The sequence below is a fragment of the Mycobacteroides franklinii genome, assembly GCF_001853795.1.
GTDB lineage: Bacteria > Actinomycetota > Actinomycetes > Mycobacteriales > Mycobacteriaceae > Mycobacterium > Mycobacterium franklinii.
Map to the genome: position 1 here is coordinate 12,540 of NZ_MLIK01000019.1, position 17,649 is coordinate 30,188.

Below are 17,649 nucleotides of genomic sequence, written 5' to 3' on the forward strand. Positions count from 1 at the left end.
GTTAAGGGGTTCGTACGGCCTGGATGATGTTGTCTATCAGCACTTCCGCCGTCACGTTCTCGGCCACCGCCTCGAACCCAAGAATCAGCCGGTGCCGCAGGATCCGGTGCGCCAGCGTCTTGATGTCATCGGGAAGCACGTGATTGCGATCGGCCAACAGCGCCAGTGCGCGTGCCGCCTTGCAGAACGCGATGGTGGCGCGCGGGCTGGCACCGTATTCGATCAGCCGGGCCAGGTTTGGCGGCAGGTATTGCTTGGGATTACGGGTGACATTCACAATCTGAGTCACGTAGTGCACGATCGCGGGGTCGACGTAGATACGCCGAACCACGTCCTGGATGTACAGGATGTCTTGGATCGAAGCGACCGGCGCGCCTTGGTGATTCGTGTACACCCCGGCATCGATTCGGAAAACGACCTCCGCTTCCTCGGCGGGGTTCGGGTAGGTGAGGATCTCCTTGAACATGAACCGGTCCATCTGCGCCTCCGGCAGCGGATAGGTTCCTTCTTGGTCCACCGGATTCTGCGTGGCGAGAACCAGAAACGGTTCCGGGATCTTGTAGATCTCTCCGGCGATACTGGTCTGTCGCTCCTCCATCGCCTCCAGCATGGCGCTCTGCGTCTTCGCGCTGGATCGGTTGATCTCGTCCAGCAGCACGATATTGGCGTGCACCGGGCCTAGTTGCGTCTTGAACGTGCCCTTGGACGCATCGAAGATCTGCGTGCCGATGATGTCGCTGGGCAGCAGGTCGGGGGTGCACTGGATGCGGCGAAACTGTGCCTGAATGGCATCCGCGATCGCTCGAGCCGCAGTGGTTTTGGCCAATCCCGGGACGCTCTCGAGCAGCACGTGGCCGCCGGTGAGCAGGCCGATCAACAGCGACTGCTGCAGTCCGGCTTGCCCGACCACCTTGACGGAGAATGCCTGGGCGACAGCCTGGATGACCGCACGGGCCTGGTCCAGTTCCTGCCGCGAGGGCTGCACCTGGGTGGCGGCGGTCACCGTCCGAACCACTTCACTACCAGCGGATCCTGTGTCATGTCGATTTGTCCCATAGTCGGCACGATCGCCCTCCCTTGCACGGTGCTGCCGTTGGTGGACTGCACTGTCAGCATCCACGTGGTGACGCCAGTGGTCCGCACATTCAGATCGAACGCGGTGAAGGTGTACTGCACCTTGTCCACATCCGATGGCGGCTCCCAGTGCGCTGTCCCGTCGACATATCCCGGATTGCGCAGTGCCTGAGGGCAGGACGGCGGAGCAAGTGACGTCGATTTCGCGCATTCGGCGATGTTGTCCGCCACGGCCTTCTTCACCGCCGCGGCTCCCTCTTCGCTCATCCGCATCTCGACCCCGGGGAATACCGGCGCTCCCTGCACCAGGATTCCGTTGAGCAGAACCGGGCGAGCCGAGACCGCCGTCAGATTCTTGTTAGAGGATCCGATGTCCAGCCATCCCGGAAAGACATACGCGACAGACATATTCGAGGCCGGCTTACCGAACAGCGACAGGGTGCGAAGGGCGCCGGCCAGGATGCCGTTCTGGTCCAGCGACAGCTTGACCGCCGCGGTACTGAGCTTCCAGGATCCGTCGGTCTTCTTGACGAGAATTGTCTCGTCGGAGGTCTGATCGCCGAAGTTCGCGGCCACATGTACCCGGGCCATCACACCGCCGACGTCCTCGGAATTGAGGATGCGAATGTTCCCTATCGGCCATTTCGCGATCTGCTTCTTCAGAATGTCGTCGGTGAGAAATTCCTTGGACGCCGGCTGATCCGACGAATATGCAAGGGCCGCTTCGGCATCGCCCTTGGACAACGCCTCCAGATAACCCTTGACCGCCGCCTCGGCGGTCGCCGCGCCCGCGGCGGGATTTGTCTCCCCATCGCTTCCACCGGAGAACGACACGATTCCCACCACGATGGCCACAACCAGCAGCACTACGCCGGTGGCCACTCCGGTGACAATCAGAGCCTTTCGGTTCTTCTGCGGCGGGCCCGGCGGCTGCCCAAACTGCTGGTACTGAGGCGGCTGCCCGCCGAACTGATTGGGCCACCCCGGCTGCTGGGGAGGCGGCCCGAAGTTCGGCGGCGGCCCGTAGGCCGAAGGGTCTGGTTGCGGCACACCCACCGGTGCCGGTCCCCCGAATTGCGGAGTGCCATATTGCGGCGCCGGGTTGGCCGGTCCGTCAATGGGGTTGGGACCGCCAAATTGCGACGGCGGCTGCGTCACCCTCGTGCCCCATCTTCGCGATAGCCGAACACCAACCGCCCCCCTCTCCAGCAAGCAAGATCCGCCCAGGCGAACCGAGACTATCACCGCATTATGCAGGGCATCGCCGCCAGACGTTGCGCTGCGACACCCCGTGACTCCTCGCCCCGGCGACACTTCTCGCATTCGGCGCTTAGCAAACTTCTCTGTTGCTAATCTTGCCCAGTGACCTACCCACCACAGGAGCCGCCGGCATCGGGCGATCCGTCAGCGTACGACCCGAATCAGCCGCCACCGGGATATGCGAACCAGCCACCTCCGGGATATCAGCCGCCTCCACCACCCGGGTACCAACCCGGGTATCAGCCCGGTCCTCCCCCAGGAGCCCCCCAGTACCCCGGCGGACAGTTCCCGCCGCCTCCCGGTTATCCGCCCGCCGGATATGGCTACCCGCAGCAGGCACCGTGGCCGCCACGCGGCCCGTTCAGCGCCGGTGAATCTTGGACTTGGTCTTGGGCGCAGGTCACCAAACGCTTTGGAACCTTCATTCCTCCGTATCTGGTGTGGTTCCTCGCGATCGGCGTGCCCGTAGGGATCGTCTACGCCATCCTCATGGCCAGCCTCCCCCAGACCAGCACGAGCGGTTACGGCGGAGATTCGAGCTCCTCATACTCGTATTCCTATGAGGGCCCGGAACTCTCGGGCGGCGCCGTGGCAATCATGATCCTGCTCTACGCAGCGATTTTCGCAGTCAGCCTCTACATAGGCGCCTGTATCGTCAGTGCCAACCTTGATGTCGCGGACGGTAAGCCAGTGACTTTCGGGACCTTCTTCCGCGCCCGCAGCTTCGGCCTGTACGTGGGGACCGCGCTGCTGGTGGGGCTCGGAGTTCTGATCGGAAGTCTCGTCATCGTCGGCGGTTTCATCTTCGGGTTCTTCGCCCAGTACGCCGTCTTCTTCGCCATTGACCGCGGCCTCGGCCCAGTCGACGCCCTCAAGGCGAGCTTCCAAATCGTCAAGGACAATCTGGGGCAGGCGCTGGTGGTTTTCCTGATCACCTTGGGCGTCGCTCTCGCCGGCGTCGCGGTGGCAGTCATCACCTGCGGTCTCGGCGGAATCATCAGCTACCCGGTGATCGCGGCCCTCAGCGGTCTGATCCACGTCTACACCTATCGCCGTCTCACCGGAGGCGTCATCGCACCCGCACCGGCGTAATCCGTACCGTAACAACGAAAAGGGCCCGGCCTGCACTGGATTTCTCCAGGCAGACCGGGCCCTTTCGTTAGGGACTTAGAAGTCCATACCGCCCATGCCACCGGTCGGGTCGCCCGCAGGTGCGGCGGCCTTCTCCGGCTTGTCGGCAACGACGGCCTCAGTGGTGAGGAACAGCGCCGCGATGGACGCCGCGTTCTGCAGCGCCGAGCGGGTCACCTTCACGGGGTCGGCAACGCCGGCCGCGAGCAGGTCCTCGTACACGTTGGTCGCCGCGTTCAGGCCGTGACCCGCAGGAAGGTTCGCGACCTTCTCTGCGACGACACCCGGCTCCAGACCACCGTTGAAGGCGATCTGCTTGAGCGGAGCCGACAGCGCCACACGCACGATGTTCGCACCAGTGGCCTCGTCACCCTCGAGCGAGAGCGAGTCCAGCGCGGGGGCAGCCTGCAGCAGGGCGACGCCCCCACCGGCGACGATGCCCTCTTCGACGGCGGCCTTCGCGTTGCGAACGGCGTCCTCGATGCGGTGCTTGCGCTCCTTGAGCTCCACCTCGGTGGCAGCTCCGGCCTTGATCACCGCAACGCCGCCGGCCAGCTTGGCCAGGCGCTCCTGCAGCTTCTCGCGGTCGTAGTCGGAGTCGCTGTTCTCGATCTCGGCACGAATCTGGGCGACACGGCCCTGGATCGCGTCGGCATCGCCTGCACCCTCGATGACGGTGGTCTCGTCCTTGGTGACGACGACCTTGCGGGCAGTGCCGAGCAGCTCGACGCCAGCGGTCTCCAGGGAGAGGCCGACCTCTTCGCTGATGACCTGTCCGCCGGTGAGGATCGCGATGTCCTGCAGCATGGCCTTGCGGCGGTCGCCGAAGCCCGGAGCCTTGACGGCGACGGACTTGAAGGTGCCACGAATCTTGTTGACGACCAGGGTCGAAAGTGCTTCGCCCTCAACGTCTTCAGCGATGATCAGCAGCGGCTTGCCGGCCTGGATGACCTTCTCCAGCAAGGGCAGCAGGTCCTTGACGGTCGACACCTTGGAGCTGACCAGCAGGATGTAGGGATCCTCCAGGACGGCTTCCTGACGCTCGGCGTCGGTCACGAAGTAACCCGAGATGTAGCCCTTGTCGAAGCGCATGCCTTCGGTGAGCTCCAGCTGCAGGCCGAAGGTGTTGGACTCCTCGACGGTGATGACACCCTCGTTGCCAACCTTGTCCATGGCCTCGGCGATCAGATCGCCGATGGACTGGTCACCAGCGGAGATGCCCGCGGTGGCCGCGATCTGCTCCTTGGTGTCGATCTCCTTGGCGGAAGCCAGCAGGGCGCTGGTAACAGCCTCCACGGCCTTCTCGATGCCGCGCTTCAGGCCGAGCGGGTTGGCGCCGGCGGCGACGTTACGCAGACCTTCCTTGACCAGAGCCTGAGCGAGCACGGTGGCGGTAGTAGTGCCGTCACCCGCGACGTCATCGGTCTTCTTGGCAACTTCCTTGACCAGCTCGGCGCCGATCTTCTCGTACGGATCCTCCAGCTCGATCTCCTTGGCGATGGAAACACCATCGTTGGTGATCGTGGGGGCGCCCCACTTCTTCTCCAAGACGACGTTGCGACCCTTGGGGCCCAGCGTCACCTTGACCGCGTCAGCGAGGGCGTTGAGGCCCCGCTCCAGGCCGCGGCGGGCCTCTTCGTCATACGCAATTGTCTTGGCCATTGCGAAGTGATTCCTCCGTATAGGGGGTTGCACGTTCTGGGCCGGGCGCAGTGCCCGCGACGGACGGACGCAGCTGTGTGGGCTGCGGCCTCACCGTCCCGGCCTAGCACTCACCGGTCGTGAGTGCCAATGCCATGTTTAGCACTCGAGCATGGCGAGTGCAAGGGCGGTCGGAGACTCCTTAGACCAATAAATACGACGTCGCGGCCCAATACCCCGGCCACTCTGTCGCCAACAGGGGGCTCGACCTGGACTTCGTAGGTATCCATGCAGGTCACCCGAGCTGATAGGAACCGGTGGACAGCCGAAAGAAATGCCCGGTGGAGTTGTCGGTGCAGGTGACTCCGGTCTCCTCGATGCCGCAACGAATCGCGCCCGAGAACGCGGTCTCGCCGTAGTCGAGAGTGGGCGGGTTGCCGGTGCGCAAGGTGTCGCCGTGGCACGACACCGTCACCGGGCTGCCCTGGGCAAGGTAAAACCGATCGCCCCACCCCAGATGACAAGTCTGCGGGCGCGGCGGCGGCGCGTAGGTGTGCTCACCGATCTCACACCCGACGGCTCCGTTCGTTCCACCCTCGGCGGCCGGACCCAGGTAGCAGACGATGTTCCCTGACGGGAGTTGGAAGACGAACGGTTCATCGGCCCGAACCGAGGGGGCAGCCAAGAGGGACGCCCCGGCGGCGGCGATGACGAGGCCTGTTGGCCACCCACCCAACCTGTCAACAACGTTGTTAACCAACGAACTCCCGCTTTCCGTAGCGAACCGACGCAACGGACCAATCGCCTCCCGATTCGGTGACGAGGTTGCGGGCGACATCGATATCCGTTGCACCCGCGACCAAAAGCAGAGTCCGATCAACCGTGACCGAGCCGCCGTCCAGACGATCTCGCGCCGGGCGGTCGGCGACTAACGCGTCGTGGAATCTGTGCACCTCGATATCCGGCACCGTCACTATTGCGGCGTCGGCGCCGGGCTGCCCCTGCGGCAGATACTCAAACGTCAACACCGACTCCTGATGGAATTGACGCCGCACCTGCTCGGCGACGGCGTGCAGGTGCGGCTCACCCACATCGCACAGGTGGAACTCACGGGATCGCTCATAGGTGGTCTGCTGCAGCTCGTCGGACCAGTACACCCCGTCGAGGAGCGTCGACCCGACGGCGTGGGCATTGTTGCGCGCCATGGTGTCTTCCGCCTGTTCCTCGAAGGTCTCCAACCCATCTCGCAGGCGTGCATCGTTGGGGTCGTTGATCACCGCGGTGTTGTTGGTGGCAAAGATCTCCGCGTGACGTCGGGATTGGTCGTCCAGTCGACAGGCGCCAGCGGCGGTGTGTGTCCACTGGCGCGCACCGATCACGGCCCCGAGCACCACGACGGCCAGCACCACGGCCACCGCCAGAATTGTCCAGGGACGCAGGATGATCTGCCTACGTGAAGTCATAACCACCTCGAGAAATTCTGAACCCGTGCCCGGAGCCGGTGTCAGCGCAATCGACGCCCTGCTCGGTGCTGTCACAGTGGAAACTCCCGGCCTGTATCGATTGGCCATACGCCAGCACTGGCACGTCGATATCCGCAGATATCGAATCGTGTGCGCATTGGAAACCGGCCGGTCGCCCCTGATAGAGAAAGACCATGTGCCCCATCGATTTGGCGAACGAGCCGCAGTCCGGCAGCGGTGGCGGCGGCAGGTAGGCGATCTGCGCGATCTCACACCGCACGTGGTTGTAATCCGGATTGTCGCCGGTCGACAGCAAGCAGATGATGTTGTGCGACGGTGTCCGGAACTCATTGGTATGACTGGGATCTGCGCCCGCATAGACCACCGGAAGGATTGCGGCCGAGACAGCTGCGACGGTCGCCGCAACCGCATGAGCTCTCATCGCTGCCATGGCCCTCCAGCACGAATCAGTGATGCCCGATGGGAGTCGCTATCTGCTCGAGCTCACGAACCGCGATGTCGCGGTTATTGAGCGCCGTGTGGATTATGCGCCGCAGCCGGGGTACCGGGGTAGTTATTTATGCAGTGACACCAGAGCACCCGAGCCGCAACATCGCGCCGATCCCGGAAATCGGGTGGGTTACCCCTCGTCAAGTGCAAAGATTAGGCAAGGCCTCCTTGCTACGAACGGGAAGGGTTGGCGCCCAATGGATAAGGACACCACGGCGGCCGAGCCGGCCGCCGAATCCGACGAGCAGCTGCCGGAGCAACGTTTCGACGCACTCCAGCATGAAATTCGGCTTGCCACCCGCAGCAGTCGCTATGCGTTGGCGACTGCCGTCGCCGCGGCGATGGTGTCGGCCGGCGTTTCGGCATGGGCATCGGTCCATGTCAGCGGCACACAGATGGACAGGCAGGAACAACTCGCCCGGGAACAAGCCATCCGAAGCGATCGAGAGAAGGTGTACACCGAGCTCGTCACCGACCATCTCGACTTCGTTTCACACCTGGGCCTCGTGCGCGCCGCGCTGGCGGCACACCCACCGGACAGACAGAATCTCTTCACCGCGGTCGGCGATACACAGGCCAGCATGACCGCGATGGCCAAGGCAGAGGCAGCGGTCAAGATCGTCGGCAGTGCGATGGATCCGATACTTGCCAATTTGGACGCCGCGGAGCTCGCGTTGTTCCAGGGACCCGAATCGATCGGGCCCGCGATTCAATATGCGCACGAGCGTGACCAACTCGTGGATGACGCGCACTGGGCCTCCGTCAGCACGCCGGCGGTAGCGGCGATCGACAAATTCGTCTCGGACAACAGCATCGATCAACTTGCCGAACGTGCCCGCACCGATCTCGGCTCGGGCTGAGCTGAGCGCAGTATCCTGAAAAACCCGCCGTGGTCGTGGCGCCCGGACATTCAGGAACGGGGTCTAGGGTGCTGGGCATGTCGCTCAACATCCTCATCAGTGGTGGTGGTATCGCAGGTCCCGCGTTGGCGTACTGGCTTGCGCGAGAAGGACACTCCGTCACGATCGTCGAGCGAGCCGGTGCCTTGAGGAGTGGCGGTCAGGCCGTCGACTTCCGCGGGCCGTCGATCGAGGTACTGGACAAGATGGGTGTGCTCCACGCGGTGCGAGCACAGGCCACACACATGGGGTCCTTGGTGATGGTCGATGCCGGGGGCAACGAAATCGCCCGGCTGCCGCCGGAGGTCATCAGCGGGGAATTGGAGATCCTCTGGGGAGATCTCGCCCGCATCTTGCACGACGCGGTGCGCGACCATGTGACATTTCGCTTCGGCGATTGGATCACCGATGTGCGTGATGACGGCGCCGAGGTCGCCGTCTCGTTCGCGGGAGCTGCTCCGGAGAGCTTCGATCTCGTGATCGGCGCCGATGGCGTGCATTCCGGTCTTCGCGCGCTGACATTTGGGCCCGAAAACGAATTCGTGACCCAGTTGGGCCAGTACTTCACGTTTTTCGCGATGGACAACCACCTCGGTCTCGACCATCAGACGGTGAGCTTCCGGGAAGGTACACGGGGCGTTGGCATCCAGGTGAACGCTCCCGACGCCCCGGCCCGGGGTTCACTCGCGTTCTCTGACGACGACCTGAAATTCGACTACCGCGACATCGACGGCAACAAGCGGCTGTTTCGCGAAAGGTTCACCGGCTTCGGCTGGGAGACTGCGGCTGTGCTGGATGCCCTATCGGGCACCGACGAACCCTATTTCGACTCGTTGTGCCAGGTGCATCTGAACGAGTACTCCCGTGGTCGGGTGTGCCTCATCGGGGACGCGGCCTGGTGTGCCTCGCCTCGGTCGGGCATGGGTACGAGTCTGGCGATCGTCGGCGCATACGTGCTCGCCCACGAATTACGTTCCGCACAGGGCGATTTCCAGACTGCCTTCGCCCGATTTCACGCCCTGATGGCTCCGTACGTCGCGCGTTGCCAACAGCTGGCACTCAGCACCTTGAAGATGGACGGCGCCACGTCGCCCTGGGCGAAACAGCTGCGCAAACTTGGTCTGTGGTCGCTGCGGCTGCCCGGCGTCCGTCAGCTGGTTGCCCTCCAGGCGCTCAAGGTGGGCCGGTCGTTCGTGCTACCCACCTACGGCTGACCGAACTTCTTACTCGCCGCCACCGCCACCGCCTTGATGTCGCCACAGGGCGAGGTCCCACGCAACACGGCGGCGGGCACGCGGACATCGTCCGGGCGGGATGTCCCGGGAGCGAAGTAGGTCGGCGGATAGTCCTTCCCCAGAAACACATAGACCTCACAGAACGGCTTGTCGTAAGTCCTGGTGACGGTGCTGACGTGCAGTTCGACACCACCGCGCTGCTCGACGACCGAATGCCGCTGCTCTCCGTAGGAGGAACTGTCCGGCTCATGCGGGTCCAGCGGCCGCAGGGTCAGTTCAACGCCGGAAGCCTTCTGATCGGCGGGCGGGCCGGAGCTGAACCAACAGGCATACAGATCCAGCCCCAATCCCGGATTGCTACGAAGATAACTGGAGAATCCATCCAAATCAGGGAACACCGAGCACGGATCCTGCCCGACTGGACCCGGGTCCGAGCGGCGCGGTAGATGCCGTGATCTGATTCGTGCCGCTCCGGTGGCGATCGTGACCGCCTCATGACACGGAGAAATCGGCAATCCGGCACCGGGATCTCGAGAAAGGGAAGCGACCACACTCACCCGAACACGCCTCATCAGGTCGGCAACGTCACCACGAGACGACACCCCGGGCAGGTCGCTCCCACCCAGGTTGAACACATACCGGCACCATCCGCGATTACTCGTCGGCCCCAACTCGTGCGTCACTGCTATCCCGTTGATCTCCATAGAGTCAGCGGGAGGTTCTACGCGCTCCGGAGCAATGTCGAAGCCGATGGTCGCCGAGACATCACTAACAAAGTCGTTGTCGAACTGTCCGAGCCTCAGAGTGCACCGATCAAAGCCTTCGGTGTATCCGTATGAGATCGCCCGCGGAATCGTGGACTTGATCGATGTGGCATCGACAAAACCGCACGGATCGACATCGCGGAGCGCCGCATCGACCGTCAGCTGGGCGGAATCAGCAGCGGTGTGGGTACGCCAGTCGTCCCGCTGTCGGGAGTCGAAAAACGAACATCCTGCGGCCAGCAGCAGCACCGCCGCCAGCACCGGCCAACGACCTGCGGACACGTGCCACCTCCCCTACCGACGCGGTCGCAGCCCATCGAACACGACATCGGTCACCTGCTGCGAGACTTCCTGGTTATAGCTCTGCATGGCCTGACAACCGACCAGAAGTGCCTTGACCTCGTGCACGCCGACATCGGATCGCACGGTCCCCGCCTGCTGCGCCGCGCGCAACAGGTCCCCGAGGACCGCATAGAAGGACTCCTCGATACGCGGAATGAGAGCCTCGACGTCAATACCCGCGCCCGATAATGCGTCGACCAACCCTTGGTCGGTCCCACCCCAGGCCATCATCGAGCGGAGGAATTCGAACAACGCCTCACCGGGATCGACGGCTTCCAACAGCTCGCGTCCCTTGCCGATCACGCTGCCCATCCGGTCCTCCGCGACTGCGCGGTACAGGTCCTCCTTGGCGGGAAAGTGCCGGTACACGGTCCCGGCGCCCACCCCCGCACGCCGCGCGATCTCGTCGATCGGGACGCCAAGCCCCTCCTCGGCGAAGGTTTGGTAGGCGACCTCCAGCACGCGCGCACGGTTGCGGGCAGCGTCGGCACGCAACGGCCGGGCGGGTTGATCCATCTCACACTCCTCGACGCCTTGACAAAACGGGGCGCTCGTTCCGTATATTCATAAGCGGAGTAACCGCCCCGGTTACTGAAGATACTACTCAAGGAGTTCCCATGACCGCATGGAGCACCACCGACATCCCCGACCAGACCGGCCGCGTCGCCATCGTCACCGGCGCCAACACCGGACTAGGTCTGGAGACCGCCAAGGCACTCGCCGCACACGGCGCCCACGTCGTATTGGCAGTGCGTAACACCGAAAAGGGCAAGGCCGCGGCCGACGCGATCACCGCCGCCCACTCGAACGCCGACATCACCCTGCAGTCCTTGGACCTGTCATCGCTGGAGTCCATCCGCCGCGCCAGTGACGAGCTCAAGTCGCGCTACGACAAAATCGACCTGCTGATCAACAACGCCGGTGTCATGTGGACCGAGAAGTCCACCACCGCCGACGGCTTCGAGCTGCAGTTCGGCACCAATCACCTGGGCCATTACGCATTCACCGGCCTGCTCTTGGACCACCTGCTGCCGGTAGAGGGCTCACGCGTGGTGACCGTGTCCAGCATCGGACACCGCATTCGCGCCGCGATCCACTTCGACGACTTGCAGTGGGAACGTAACTACAACCGGGTGGCGGCATACGGCCAGTCGAAGCTGGCCAACCTTTTGTTCACCTACGAGCTACAGCGGCGCCTGGCGGGCACCAATACGGTCGCCTTGGCCGCGCATCCGGGCGGGTCCAACACCGAGCTGGCGCGCAACTCTCCGCTGTGGGTCCGGGCCGTGTTCGACGCCGTGGCACCACTGCTGGTCCAGGGCGCGGATATGGGCGCTCTGCCTACATTGCGGGCCGCCACGGACCCCGCGGCCCTGGGTGGCCAGTACTACGGCCCTGATGGATTTATGGAACAAGGCGGTAATCCCAAGGTCGTCGCGTCGAGCGAGCAGTCCTATGACCTCGATTTGCAGCGTCGGTTGTGGTCGGTATCTGAGGAACTCACCGACGTGATCTTCCCGGTCAAGTAGAAGAGCGGAAGGACGGCGGGCACTGTGCTGACCGTCACCGACCTGCCCCTTGGTGACACGACACGCGGCGCCCGCCACGCCGCCGGGATGCACTCACGTAATCCGTTGCGTTAGTCTGCGACTCAATCATCGAGTCAGAGCGGAGACCATCGGGTGCGGGCTGTAGAGGCGCCCAGCACCCACACCTTACGGGGCTGGCAACGCAGGGCATTGGTGCGCTATCTGGCCGCCAAACCCCGGGACTTCCTCGCGGTCGCAACCCCCGGATCAGGCAAAACAAGATTTGCCCTGCGGATTGCTACCGAGCTGCTGGCCGACGGCACCGTGGACAAGATCACCGTCGTGGTGCCCACCGAACACCTCAAGGTGCAGTGGGCGCAGTCGGCAACCTCCTTCGGCCTGTCCCTGGACCCGCGGTTCAGCAATTCCGATTCACAAACCTCCTCGGAGTATCACGGCGTCGTCGTCACCTACGCCCAGATAGCCAGCCACCCCACCCGGCACCGGGTGCGCACCGAGAACCACCGCACCCTGGTGATCTTCGATGAGATCCACCACGCCGGAGATGCCAAGAGCTGGGGCGAGGCGGTCCGCGAGGCATTCGACGACGCCACCCGGCGCCTCTCGTTGACCGGGACGCCGTTCCGTAGCGACGACAGTCCCATCCCGTTCATCAACTACGAACCCGACGGCGCCGGATACCAGCGTTCACAGGCCGACCACACCTATGGCTACTCCGAGGCCCTCGCCGACGGCGTGGTGCGCCCCGTGGTCTTCATGGCGTACTCGGGCGAGGCCCGCTGGCGCGACAGCGCCGGCGAGGAACATGCCGCACGTCTCGGCGAGCCGTTGAGCGCCGAGCAGACCGCACGCGCATGGCGCACCACCCTGGATCCGAACGGCGACTGGATACCCGCGGTGTTGCGGGCCGCCCACGCGCGGCTGCAGCAGAAGCGCAACGGCGGCATGACCGATGCCGGAGCCATGATCATCGCCTCCGATCAGAAGGCCGCACGCGCCTACGCGAAGCTGCTGACCACGATCACCGGCACCGAGCCCACCGTGGTGTTGTCCGACGATCCGAAATCCTCGGACCGCATCGCCCAGTTCGCCTCCGACGGCAGCGAGTGGCTGGTGGCCGTGCGCATGGTGTCCGAGGGCGTGGACGTACCACGGTTGGCCGTCGGTGTGTACGCGACAAGCGCCTCGACCCCGCTGTTCTTCGCCCAGGCGATCGGGCGGTATGTGCGCTCGCGGGCGCCGGGCGAGACGGCCAGCATCTTCCTGCCCTCGGTGCCCACACTGCTCGAACTCGCCAGCCTGCTGGAAGAACAGCGCAATCACGTGCTCGGCAAGCCGCATCGCGAACCGATGGGCGATGAGGAGCCGGTGGAACGCAAGCGCACCGAGCCCGGCGAGGAAGAGAAGGGCTTCGAGTCACTCAGTGCCAGTGCCGAGCTGGATCAGGTGATCTTCGACGGCGCATCCTTCGGCACCGCGACACCGGCGGGCAGCGAGGAGGAGGCCGAGTATCTCGGCATTCCCGGCCTGCTAGATCCGAATCAGATGCGAGATCTGTTGCGGCGCAGGCAAGAAGAACAGCTCACCAAGCGCACCGCATCGGGTGAGGTGCCACCGGAGATCACCTCGACACACGGCCAGCTACGCGAGCTGCGGCGCGAACTCAATGCGCTGGTATCGGCCACGCATTTCAAATCGGGCAAGCCGCACGGCTGGATTCACAACGAGCTGCGCCGCCGCTGTGGCGGCCCGCCGGTGGCGGCGGCCACTCGCGATCAGCTCAAGGAACGCATCGTCGCGGTCCGCACCCTTCACCGGGAGCTGTAACGCGCGTAGCGTGGATCGCATGTCACTGGTTGTGTCTGGATACCCCGAACCTCGGTATCACGGCGGCACCGGAGAGATCAGCGCGACATTCAAACCGGCCACCGATCCGCCCGATTACGCACCCGACGGCGGCAACGTCCAGTACAGGTACCTGGCCACCCAGCAGTCCACGGCGGGCGACTACGGGCTGTACCGAATCGATGCCGGGCCGGTGAAGGGCTTTGGTGCTGCGACGCATTTCCACAAGGCGATGTCCGAGGCGTTCTTCGTACTCTCGGGCACCTGGCGGCTCTACAACGGTGAAAACTGGGTCGATGCGACCGCGGGCGACTTCTTGTTCGTACCGCCCGGTGGCCTGCACGCGTTCCAAAACGACTCGGGTCAAGCAGCTTCCATGCTCATGCTGTTCGCTCCGGGCGCACCCCGGCAGAGATACTTCGAAGGTTTCGGTGAGCTCGCCGATATGACCGATGAACAGCGCACCCAGTGGTTCATCGACCACGACAACTTCTTCGTCTAGACCGGGAACCGCACTCCGGTCAACTCCTCGGAAACGGACCAAAGTCGTTGTTGCAGAGCCTCATCATGTGACTGCTTGGTCGACCTGACGACCTTGGGATACCCGCGGAACTCCCCGAAACCTGAAGGCCCGTAGTACTGACCGCCCGAGGCTGCCGGGTCCGTGGCGGCACGCAGACTGGGCAATGCGCCCATCGCCGGGCTCTGCGCAAGTTTCAGGGCCGCCGCACTGAAGGCCTCGGGACCGAGGGTGATGTGGCGCATCAGCTCAGTACCCGAGGCGCCCGGGTGGGCGGCCAGCGCCGTCGTCTCCGCCCCCGCTACCGCAAGCCGTCGCTGCAGTTCATAAGTGAACAGCAAATTCGCGAGCTTGGACTGCGCGTATGCACCCACTCGACTGTACGTACGGTCCCATTGCAGATCGTCGAAATGTATTGCGGCCCTGAATTTATGGCCGTTGCTACTGACGGTGACGACGCGCGAGTCACGCACGGCGGTGAGGTTCTCCAGCAGCAAGCCGGTGAGCGCGAAATGTCCCAGGTGGTTGGTGCCGAACTGCAGCTCAAACCCGTCGGCCGTGGTGCTCTTCGGCGGATACATCACACCTGCGTTGTTGATGAGAAGATCGATCTGCGGATAGTCGCCACTGAGCTGTCCCGCGGCGGCTCTGATATCCGACAGGGAAGACAAGTCCAGTCGCTGCAGTGCGAGGTTGCTCTCGGGCGCGGTCGTCTTGATCTCAGCAATGGCAGCGGAGCCCTTGTCGATGTCGCGGACCGCAAGAACCACCCGTGCGCCCGCGGCCGCCAGCGCGCGGGCCGTCTCCAGGCCCAGGCCGGTATTGGCACCGGTGATGACGGCGATGCGCCCGGTCTGGTCAGGGATATCGGCAGTCGTCCAATGTGCGGTCACGTTCGCATCCTGCCCCAGATCCAGCGCGCTGCCCACCCGTGATTCACAGTTCTCCCGGTGTTCGGTGCCAGGAATCCCACAGCCGGGGTCAATACGCTCAGCGCGGAATAGCTGAGCCAGGCCACCCACTCCACATAAGGCGGGTACGTGCACAAACCTACTTCTGTTGCCACACTTGTTGTTTCGCTCTTCTGCGCGGGCACTGGGGTGGCTGCGGCAGATCCGTTGCCGATCGCGGATGTGACCCAATCCGCGGTAACCGACGACGGCTGGCATCTGAGTGACTCGCTCAGCCGGATGACGATCAATTCGGTGCCGAACATGGCCGCGACGGCGTTCACGCGCGAGGGTTTCGTCACCGGCAAGGCCGCTGCCAGCATCGACGGCAACGGCGCGGTCCCGGTCAACTCGGGCACCCTCGTCATGGGCTTGCAGCTGGGCTGCCAAATCGACCTCAGCGAGGGCGGAAGCGTGGACGTCGGCGCAGATGCGGGCATCAACCCGGGCTTCTCGGGTAGCAGCAACATTCTGGGAATGATCGGCCCGTACGCGGAGGTGAACGGCAGCATCTCGGTCAACCTGCTTCCTGGGACGATCAAGAACATCGTCTTGGGCAAGAAGGCTCTCAAGGGCCGGACCGGCGAAATCGTGGTTCACGATGCGCACGTCAAAGTGGACGCCTGCGGAGGGCCGGTCTCCATTCGTTTCTTCACGACGGCGATGATCGACACCGACAAGTCCGACGACAGTGTGAACGTGTACGGGGACATCCTCTCGCTATGAGCGCCCTGCAGAGACGCCACATACTCGCGCGGTGCCTCACCGCTGCCGCGTTGCTGGCGTACGTCGTCATTTCACAGACGCCCATCGCACAGGCCGACAACTGCAGCCCCGGTGATTTCGGTGCGGCTGCGGGGTGCGCTCCTCCGGCTGCGGCGGGCGGCGACAAGGCCGAAAGTTGGCCTCCCACTGGCATTGACTGGCCGCCCGATGCGGATGTCGACGCTGACTCAGATAAGTCGAGTCAAGGCACCGCCGCGGCGCCGATCGTGATGCCCAACGGTGCGACGCCGGCGACCCCCTCACGATCGACCGGACAGACGACAACCGCGCCGACCCCGATCGTTCCGGTGGGTTCCGCCTCGGCGAAGTCGGCCCCGGCGGCGATCGTCACCCCTGGCACTTAGGCGGGCGCGGCCCCCAGTTGTCGGTCTTCGCGCGAGCGGCTCACCCGTGGAACACCGCTTCAATGTTGTTCCCGTCGGGGTCACGCACAAACGCTCCGTAATACCCGGGGTGGTACTCGGGCCATAGCCGCGGCGCGTGCAGCACCTCGGCGCCTTCGCTGGTCGCCGTCGCGAAGAACTCGTCGACCTTCTCGGCGCTCGCAGCCGAAAAAGCCACGTGGACTTCCCGGTTGGGCCCCATGTCACGCCCGTCACCACCAATCCAGAACTGCGCGTGCCCATCGGTGCCGTATCCGATGGCGACACCGAAATCCATCTGCCGCGTGAATCCGAGAACGCCCAGCACCTTGTCGTAGAACGCGGCTGCCCCCGGCAGATCCGCACAGTTGATACCGAAGTGATCGATCATGACGCGATTCTGGCCTACAGGTCCGACAGCAGTCTCGGTAAATCCGCGACCGAGTCGACGACATACGCCGGCTGCATGGAGTACTGATCGGCGGCCCACCTGTCCAGGGTGTCCTGCCGAAACTTCCCGGTACGCACCAGCACTCCGGTCATTCCCACGACCTGGGCGGCCAGCACATCGACGTGCAGGTCATCGCCCACCATCACCACCTGATCGGGCTCGCAGCCCATCCGCTCGGCCGCGAGCTGAAATCCGGCCGGGGCCGGCTTCCCGACGGCCACAGCCTTGCGCCCCGAAACCTGTTCCATTCCCGCCAGGTACACGCCGGTGTCGACCCTCAGTCCCTCGCGGGTGCTCCACACCGTGTTGCGATGCATCGCGACCACCGGAATCCCTTGGGCCATAAACTCATACACCCGGCTCAGCGTGGCGTGATCGAACTGCGGACCGGCCCCGCCCAGAATGATCACATCGGGGTCATCGGAGAGGGATTCGACGAAGTCGACCCCCGGCATATCGGCGGTGATGTCACCGTCGTTCAGCAGATAACATCGAGCACCGGGATGTTGGGTGATCACATGATCGGCGGTCAGCATGGCCGCGGTGATCACCTCATCGGCAGGCACCGAGAGCCCGGCGGCGGTGAGCAGCTCCGCGATCTGCACCCGGGTCCGTGACGTGGTGTTGGTCAGGAAGCACCGTCGCACATCGTCGCTCTCGAGCGCTTTGAGGGCGTGCGCGGCGCCGTCGATCGGCTCCCACGAGGTCACCAGGACCCCGTCGATATCGAAGAGCACTCCGCCGACCGTCATGGCGCTATTTTCCTGCCACGGCGCGGGTACCGCACGTCGAGGGCACACGGGGCGACATGGCCGAGCGAAAACCCCTGCGTGCGGTATGCGCGCGGGGCGCGGGCAATAATGAGC

General features: G+C 64.2%; 19 protein-coding genes. 8 read left to right on the forward strand and 11 right to left on the reverse strand.

Annotation, left to right across the window (positions count from 1 at the left end):
- Position 1 precedes the first annotated feature (1 nt).
- The gene (locus BKG76_RS07900) at positions 2–1,003 is read right to left on the reverse strand and encodes an AAA family ATPase (RefSeq protein WP_070939037.1); all 1,002 of its coding nucleotides are present in this window, start codon (positions 1,001–1,003) and stop codon (positions 2–4) included.
- Entirely contained in the window at positions 1,000–2,232 is a 1,233-nt protein-coding gene (locus BKG76_RS07905; RefSeq protein ID WP_070937172.1) for a DUF4878 domain-containing protein, read from the reverse strand. Before BKG76_RS07905 ends, BKG76_RS07900 begins: the two co-directional genes overlap by 4 nt.
- Positions 2,233–2,436: 204 nt before the next feature.
- Between BKG76_RS07905 and BKG76_RS07910 the strand changes: the two genes are divergently transcribed.
- Complete coding sequence (locus BKG76_RS07910; RefSeq protein WP_070937173.1) at positions 2,437–3,426, forward strand: hypothetical protein; 990 nt, start codon at positions 2,437–2,439, stop codon at positions 3,424–3,426.
- Between the two features lie 75 nt (positions 3,427–3,501).
- On the opposite strand, the gene groL is transcribed toward BKG76_RS07910, so the two are convergent.
- From groL to BKG76_RS07930, 4 genes are all read right to left on the reverse strand, one after another.
- Entirely contained in the window at positions 3,502–5,127 is a 1,626-nt protein-coding gene (groL, locus tag BKG76_RS07915) for a chaperonin GroEL (protein WP_070937174.1), read from the reverse strand.
- Positions 5,128–5,401: 274 nt separating this feature from the next.
- Positions 5,402–5,791, reverse strand: coding sequence for a DUF6636 domain-containing protein (locus tag BKG76_RS07920; RefSeq protein WP_207543759.1), 390 nt, complete (start codon positions 5,789–5,791; stop codon positions 5,402–5,404).
- 67 nt (positions 5,792–5,858) lie between these two features.
- Positions 5,859–6,569 carry a hypothetical protein gene (locus BKG76_RS07925; protein WP_070937176.1) on the reverse strand — a complete coding sequence of 237 codons (711 nt, stop codon included), beginning with the start codon at positions 6,567–6,569 and terminating at the stop codon, positions 5,859–5,861.
- Positions 6,556–7,020, reverse strand: coding sequence for a DUF6636 domain-containing protein (locus BKG76_RS07930; RefSeq protein WP_083337971.1), 465 nt, complete (start codon positions 7,018–7,020; stop codon positions 6,556–6,558). Before BKG76_RS07930 ends, BKG76_RS07925 begins: the two co-directional genes overlap by 14 nt.
- Before the next feature lie 256 nt (positions 7,021–7,276).
- Here BKG76_RS07930 and BKG76_RS07935 point away from each other — a divergent pair, with 256 nt between their 5' ends.
- Entirely contained in the window at positions 7,277–7,939 is a 663-nt protein-coding gene (locus BKG76_RS07935) for a hypothetical protein (RefSeq protein WP_070937177.1), read from the forward strand.
- Positions 7,940–8,016: 77 nt separating this feature from the next.
- On the forward strand, positions 8,017–9,192 hold the full coding sequence (locus BKG76_RS07940; RefSeq protein WP_070939039.1) for an FAD-dependent monooxygenase: 1,176 nt from the start codon (positions 8,017–8,019) through the stop codon (positions 9,190–9,192).
- Here the strand turns inward: BKG76_RS07940 and BKG76_RS07945 are convergent.
- Both BKG76_RS07945 and BKG76_RS07950 read right to left on the reverse strand, forming a co-directional pair.
- Complete coding sequence (locus BKG76_RS07945) at positions 9,183–10,259, reverse strand: hypothetical protein (protein ID WP_070937178.1); 1,077 nt, start codon at positions 10,257–10,259, stop codon at positions 9,183–9,185. The two genes, BKG76_RS07940 and BKG76_RS07945, sit on opposite strands and share 10 nt — an antisense overlap.
- Before the next feature lie 12 nt (positions 10,260–10,271).
- Positions 10,272–10,835 (reverse strand): TetR/AcrR family transcriptional regulator, encoded by a 564-nt coding sequence (locus BKG76_RS07950; RefSeq protein WP_070937179.1) that lies wholly within the window; start codon positions 10,833–10,835, stop codon positions 10,272–10,274.
- Positions 10,836–10,936: 101 nt separating this feature from the next.
- Between BKG76_RS07950 and BKG76_RS07955 the strand changes: the two genes are divergently transcribed.
- The 3 genes from BKG76_RS07955 (at position 10,937) to BKG76_RS07965 (ending at position 14,216) form a co-directional block, all read left to right on the forward strand.
- Positions 10,937–11,848, forward strand: coding sequence for an SDR family NAD(P)-dependent oxidoreductase (locus BKG76_RS07955; RefSeq protein ID WP_070937180.1), 912 nt, complete (start codon positions 10,937–10,939; stop codon positions 11,846–11,848).
- A gap of 153 nt (positions 11,849–12,001) precedes the next feature.
- Complete coding sequence (locus BKG76_RS07960) at positions 12,002–13,696, forward strand: DEAD/DEAH box helicase (RefSeq protein WP_070937181.1); 1,695 nt, start codon at positions 12,002–12,004, stop codon at positions 13,694–13,696.
- Positions 13,697–13,715: 19 nt separating this feature from the next.
- Complete coding sequence (locus BKG76_RS07965; RefSeq protein WP_070937182.1) at positions 13,716–14,216, forward strand: cupin domain-containing protein; 501 nt, start codon at positions 13,716–13,718, stop codon at positions 14,214–14,216.
- Here the strand turns inward: BKG76_RS07965 and BKG76_RS07970 are convergent.
- On the reverse strand, positions 14,213–15,127 hold the full coding sequence (locus BKG76_RS07970) for an SDR family NAD(P)-dependent oxidoreductase (protein WP_070939040.1): 915 nt from the start codon (positions 15,125–15,127) through the stop codon (positions 14,213–14,215). The two genes, BKG76_RS07965 and BKG76_RS07970, sit on opposite strands and share 4 nt — an antisense overlap.
- Positions 15,128–15,274: 147 nt before the next feature.
- On the opposite strand from BKG76_RS07970, the gene BKG76_RS07975 reads away from it, so the two are divergent.
- Positions 15,275–15,910 (forward strand): MspA family porin, encoded by a 636-nt coding sequence (locus BKG76_RS07975; protein ID WP_070937183.1) that lies wholly within the window; start codon positions 15,275–15,277, stop codon positions 15,908–15,910.
- Entirely contained in the window at positions 15,907–16,314 is a 408-nt protein-coding gene (locus BKG76_RS24305; RefSeq protein ID WP_083337972.1) for a hypothetical protein, read from the forward strand. Before BKG76_RS07975 ends, BKG76_RS24305 begins: the two co-directional genes overlap by 4 nt.
- 40 nt (positions 16,315–16,354) lie before the next feature.
- On the opposite strand, the gene BKG76_RS07980 is transcribed toward BKG76_RS24305, so the two are convergent.
- Both BKG76_RS07980 and BKG76_RS07985 read right to left on the reverse strand, forming a co-directional pair.
- Complete coding sequence (locus tag BKG76_RS07980) at positions 16,355–16,723, reverse strand: VOC family protein (RefSeq protein ID WP_070937184.1); 369 nt, start codon at positions 16,721–16,723, stop codon at positions 16,355–16,357.
- Positions 16,724–16,737: 14 nt separating this feature from the next.
- A complete protein-coding gene (locus BKG76_RS07985) occupies positions 16,738–17,535 on the reverse strand; it encodes an HAD-IIA family hydrolase (protein ID WP_070937185.1) in 798 nt (265 codons plus the stop codon).
- Positions 17,536–17,649 lie beyond the last annotated feature (114 nt).

Coding starts and splice junctions, on each gene's coding strand:
- BKG76_RS07940 (WP_070939039.1), top strand. CDS start 8,017: ATGTCGCTCAACATCCTCATCAGTGGTGGTGGTATCGCAGGTCCCGCG.
- BKG76_RS07955 (WP_070937180.1), top strand. CDS start 10,937: ATGACCGCATGGAGCACCACCGACATCCCCGACCAGACCGGCCGCGTC.
- groL (WP_070937174.1), bottom strand. CDS start 5,127: ATGGCCAAGACAATTGCGTATGACGAAGAGGCCCGCCGCGGCCTGGAG.
- BKG76_RS07935 (WP_070937177.1), top strand. CDS start 7,277: ATGGATAAGGACACCACGGCGGCCGAGCCGGCCGCCGAATCCGACGAG.
- BKG76_RS07930 (WP_083337971.1), bottom strand. CDS start 7,020: ATGGCAGCGATGAGAGCTCATGCGGTTGCGGCGACCGTCGCAGCTGTC.
- BKG76_RS24305 (WP_083337972.1), top strand. CDS start 15,907: ATGAGCGCCCTGCAGAGACGCCACATACTCGCGCGGTGCCTCACCGCT.
- BKG76_RS07950 (WP_070937179.1), bottom strand. CDS start 10,835: ATGGATCAACCCGCCCGGCCGTTGCGTGCCGACGCTGCCCGCAACCGT.
- BKG76_RS07985 (WP_070937185.1), bottom strand. CDS start 17,535: ATGACGGTCGGCGGAGTGCTCTTCGATATCGACGGGGTCCTGGTGACC.
- BKG76_RS07980 (WP_070937184.1), bottom strand. CDS start 16,723: ATGATCGATCACTTCGGTATCAACTGTGCGGATCTGCCGGGGGCAGCC.
- BKG76_RS07965 (WP_070937182.1), top strand. CDS start 13,716: ATGTCACTGGTTGTGTCTGGATACCCCGAACCTCGGTATCACGGCGGC.
- BKG76_RS07925 (WP_070937176.1), bottom strand. CDS start 6,569: ATGACTTCACGTAGGCAGATCATCCTGCGTCCCTGGACAATTCTGGCG.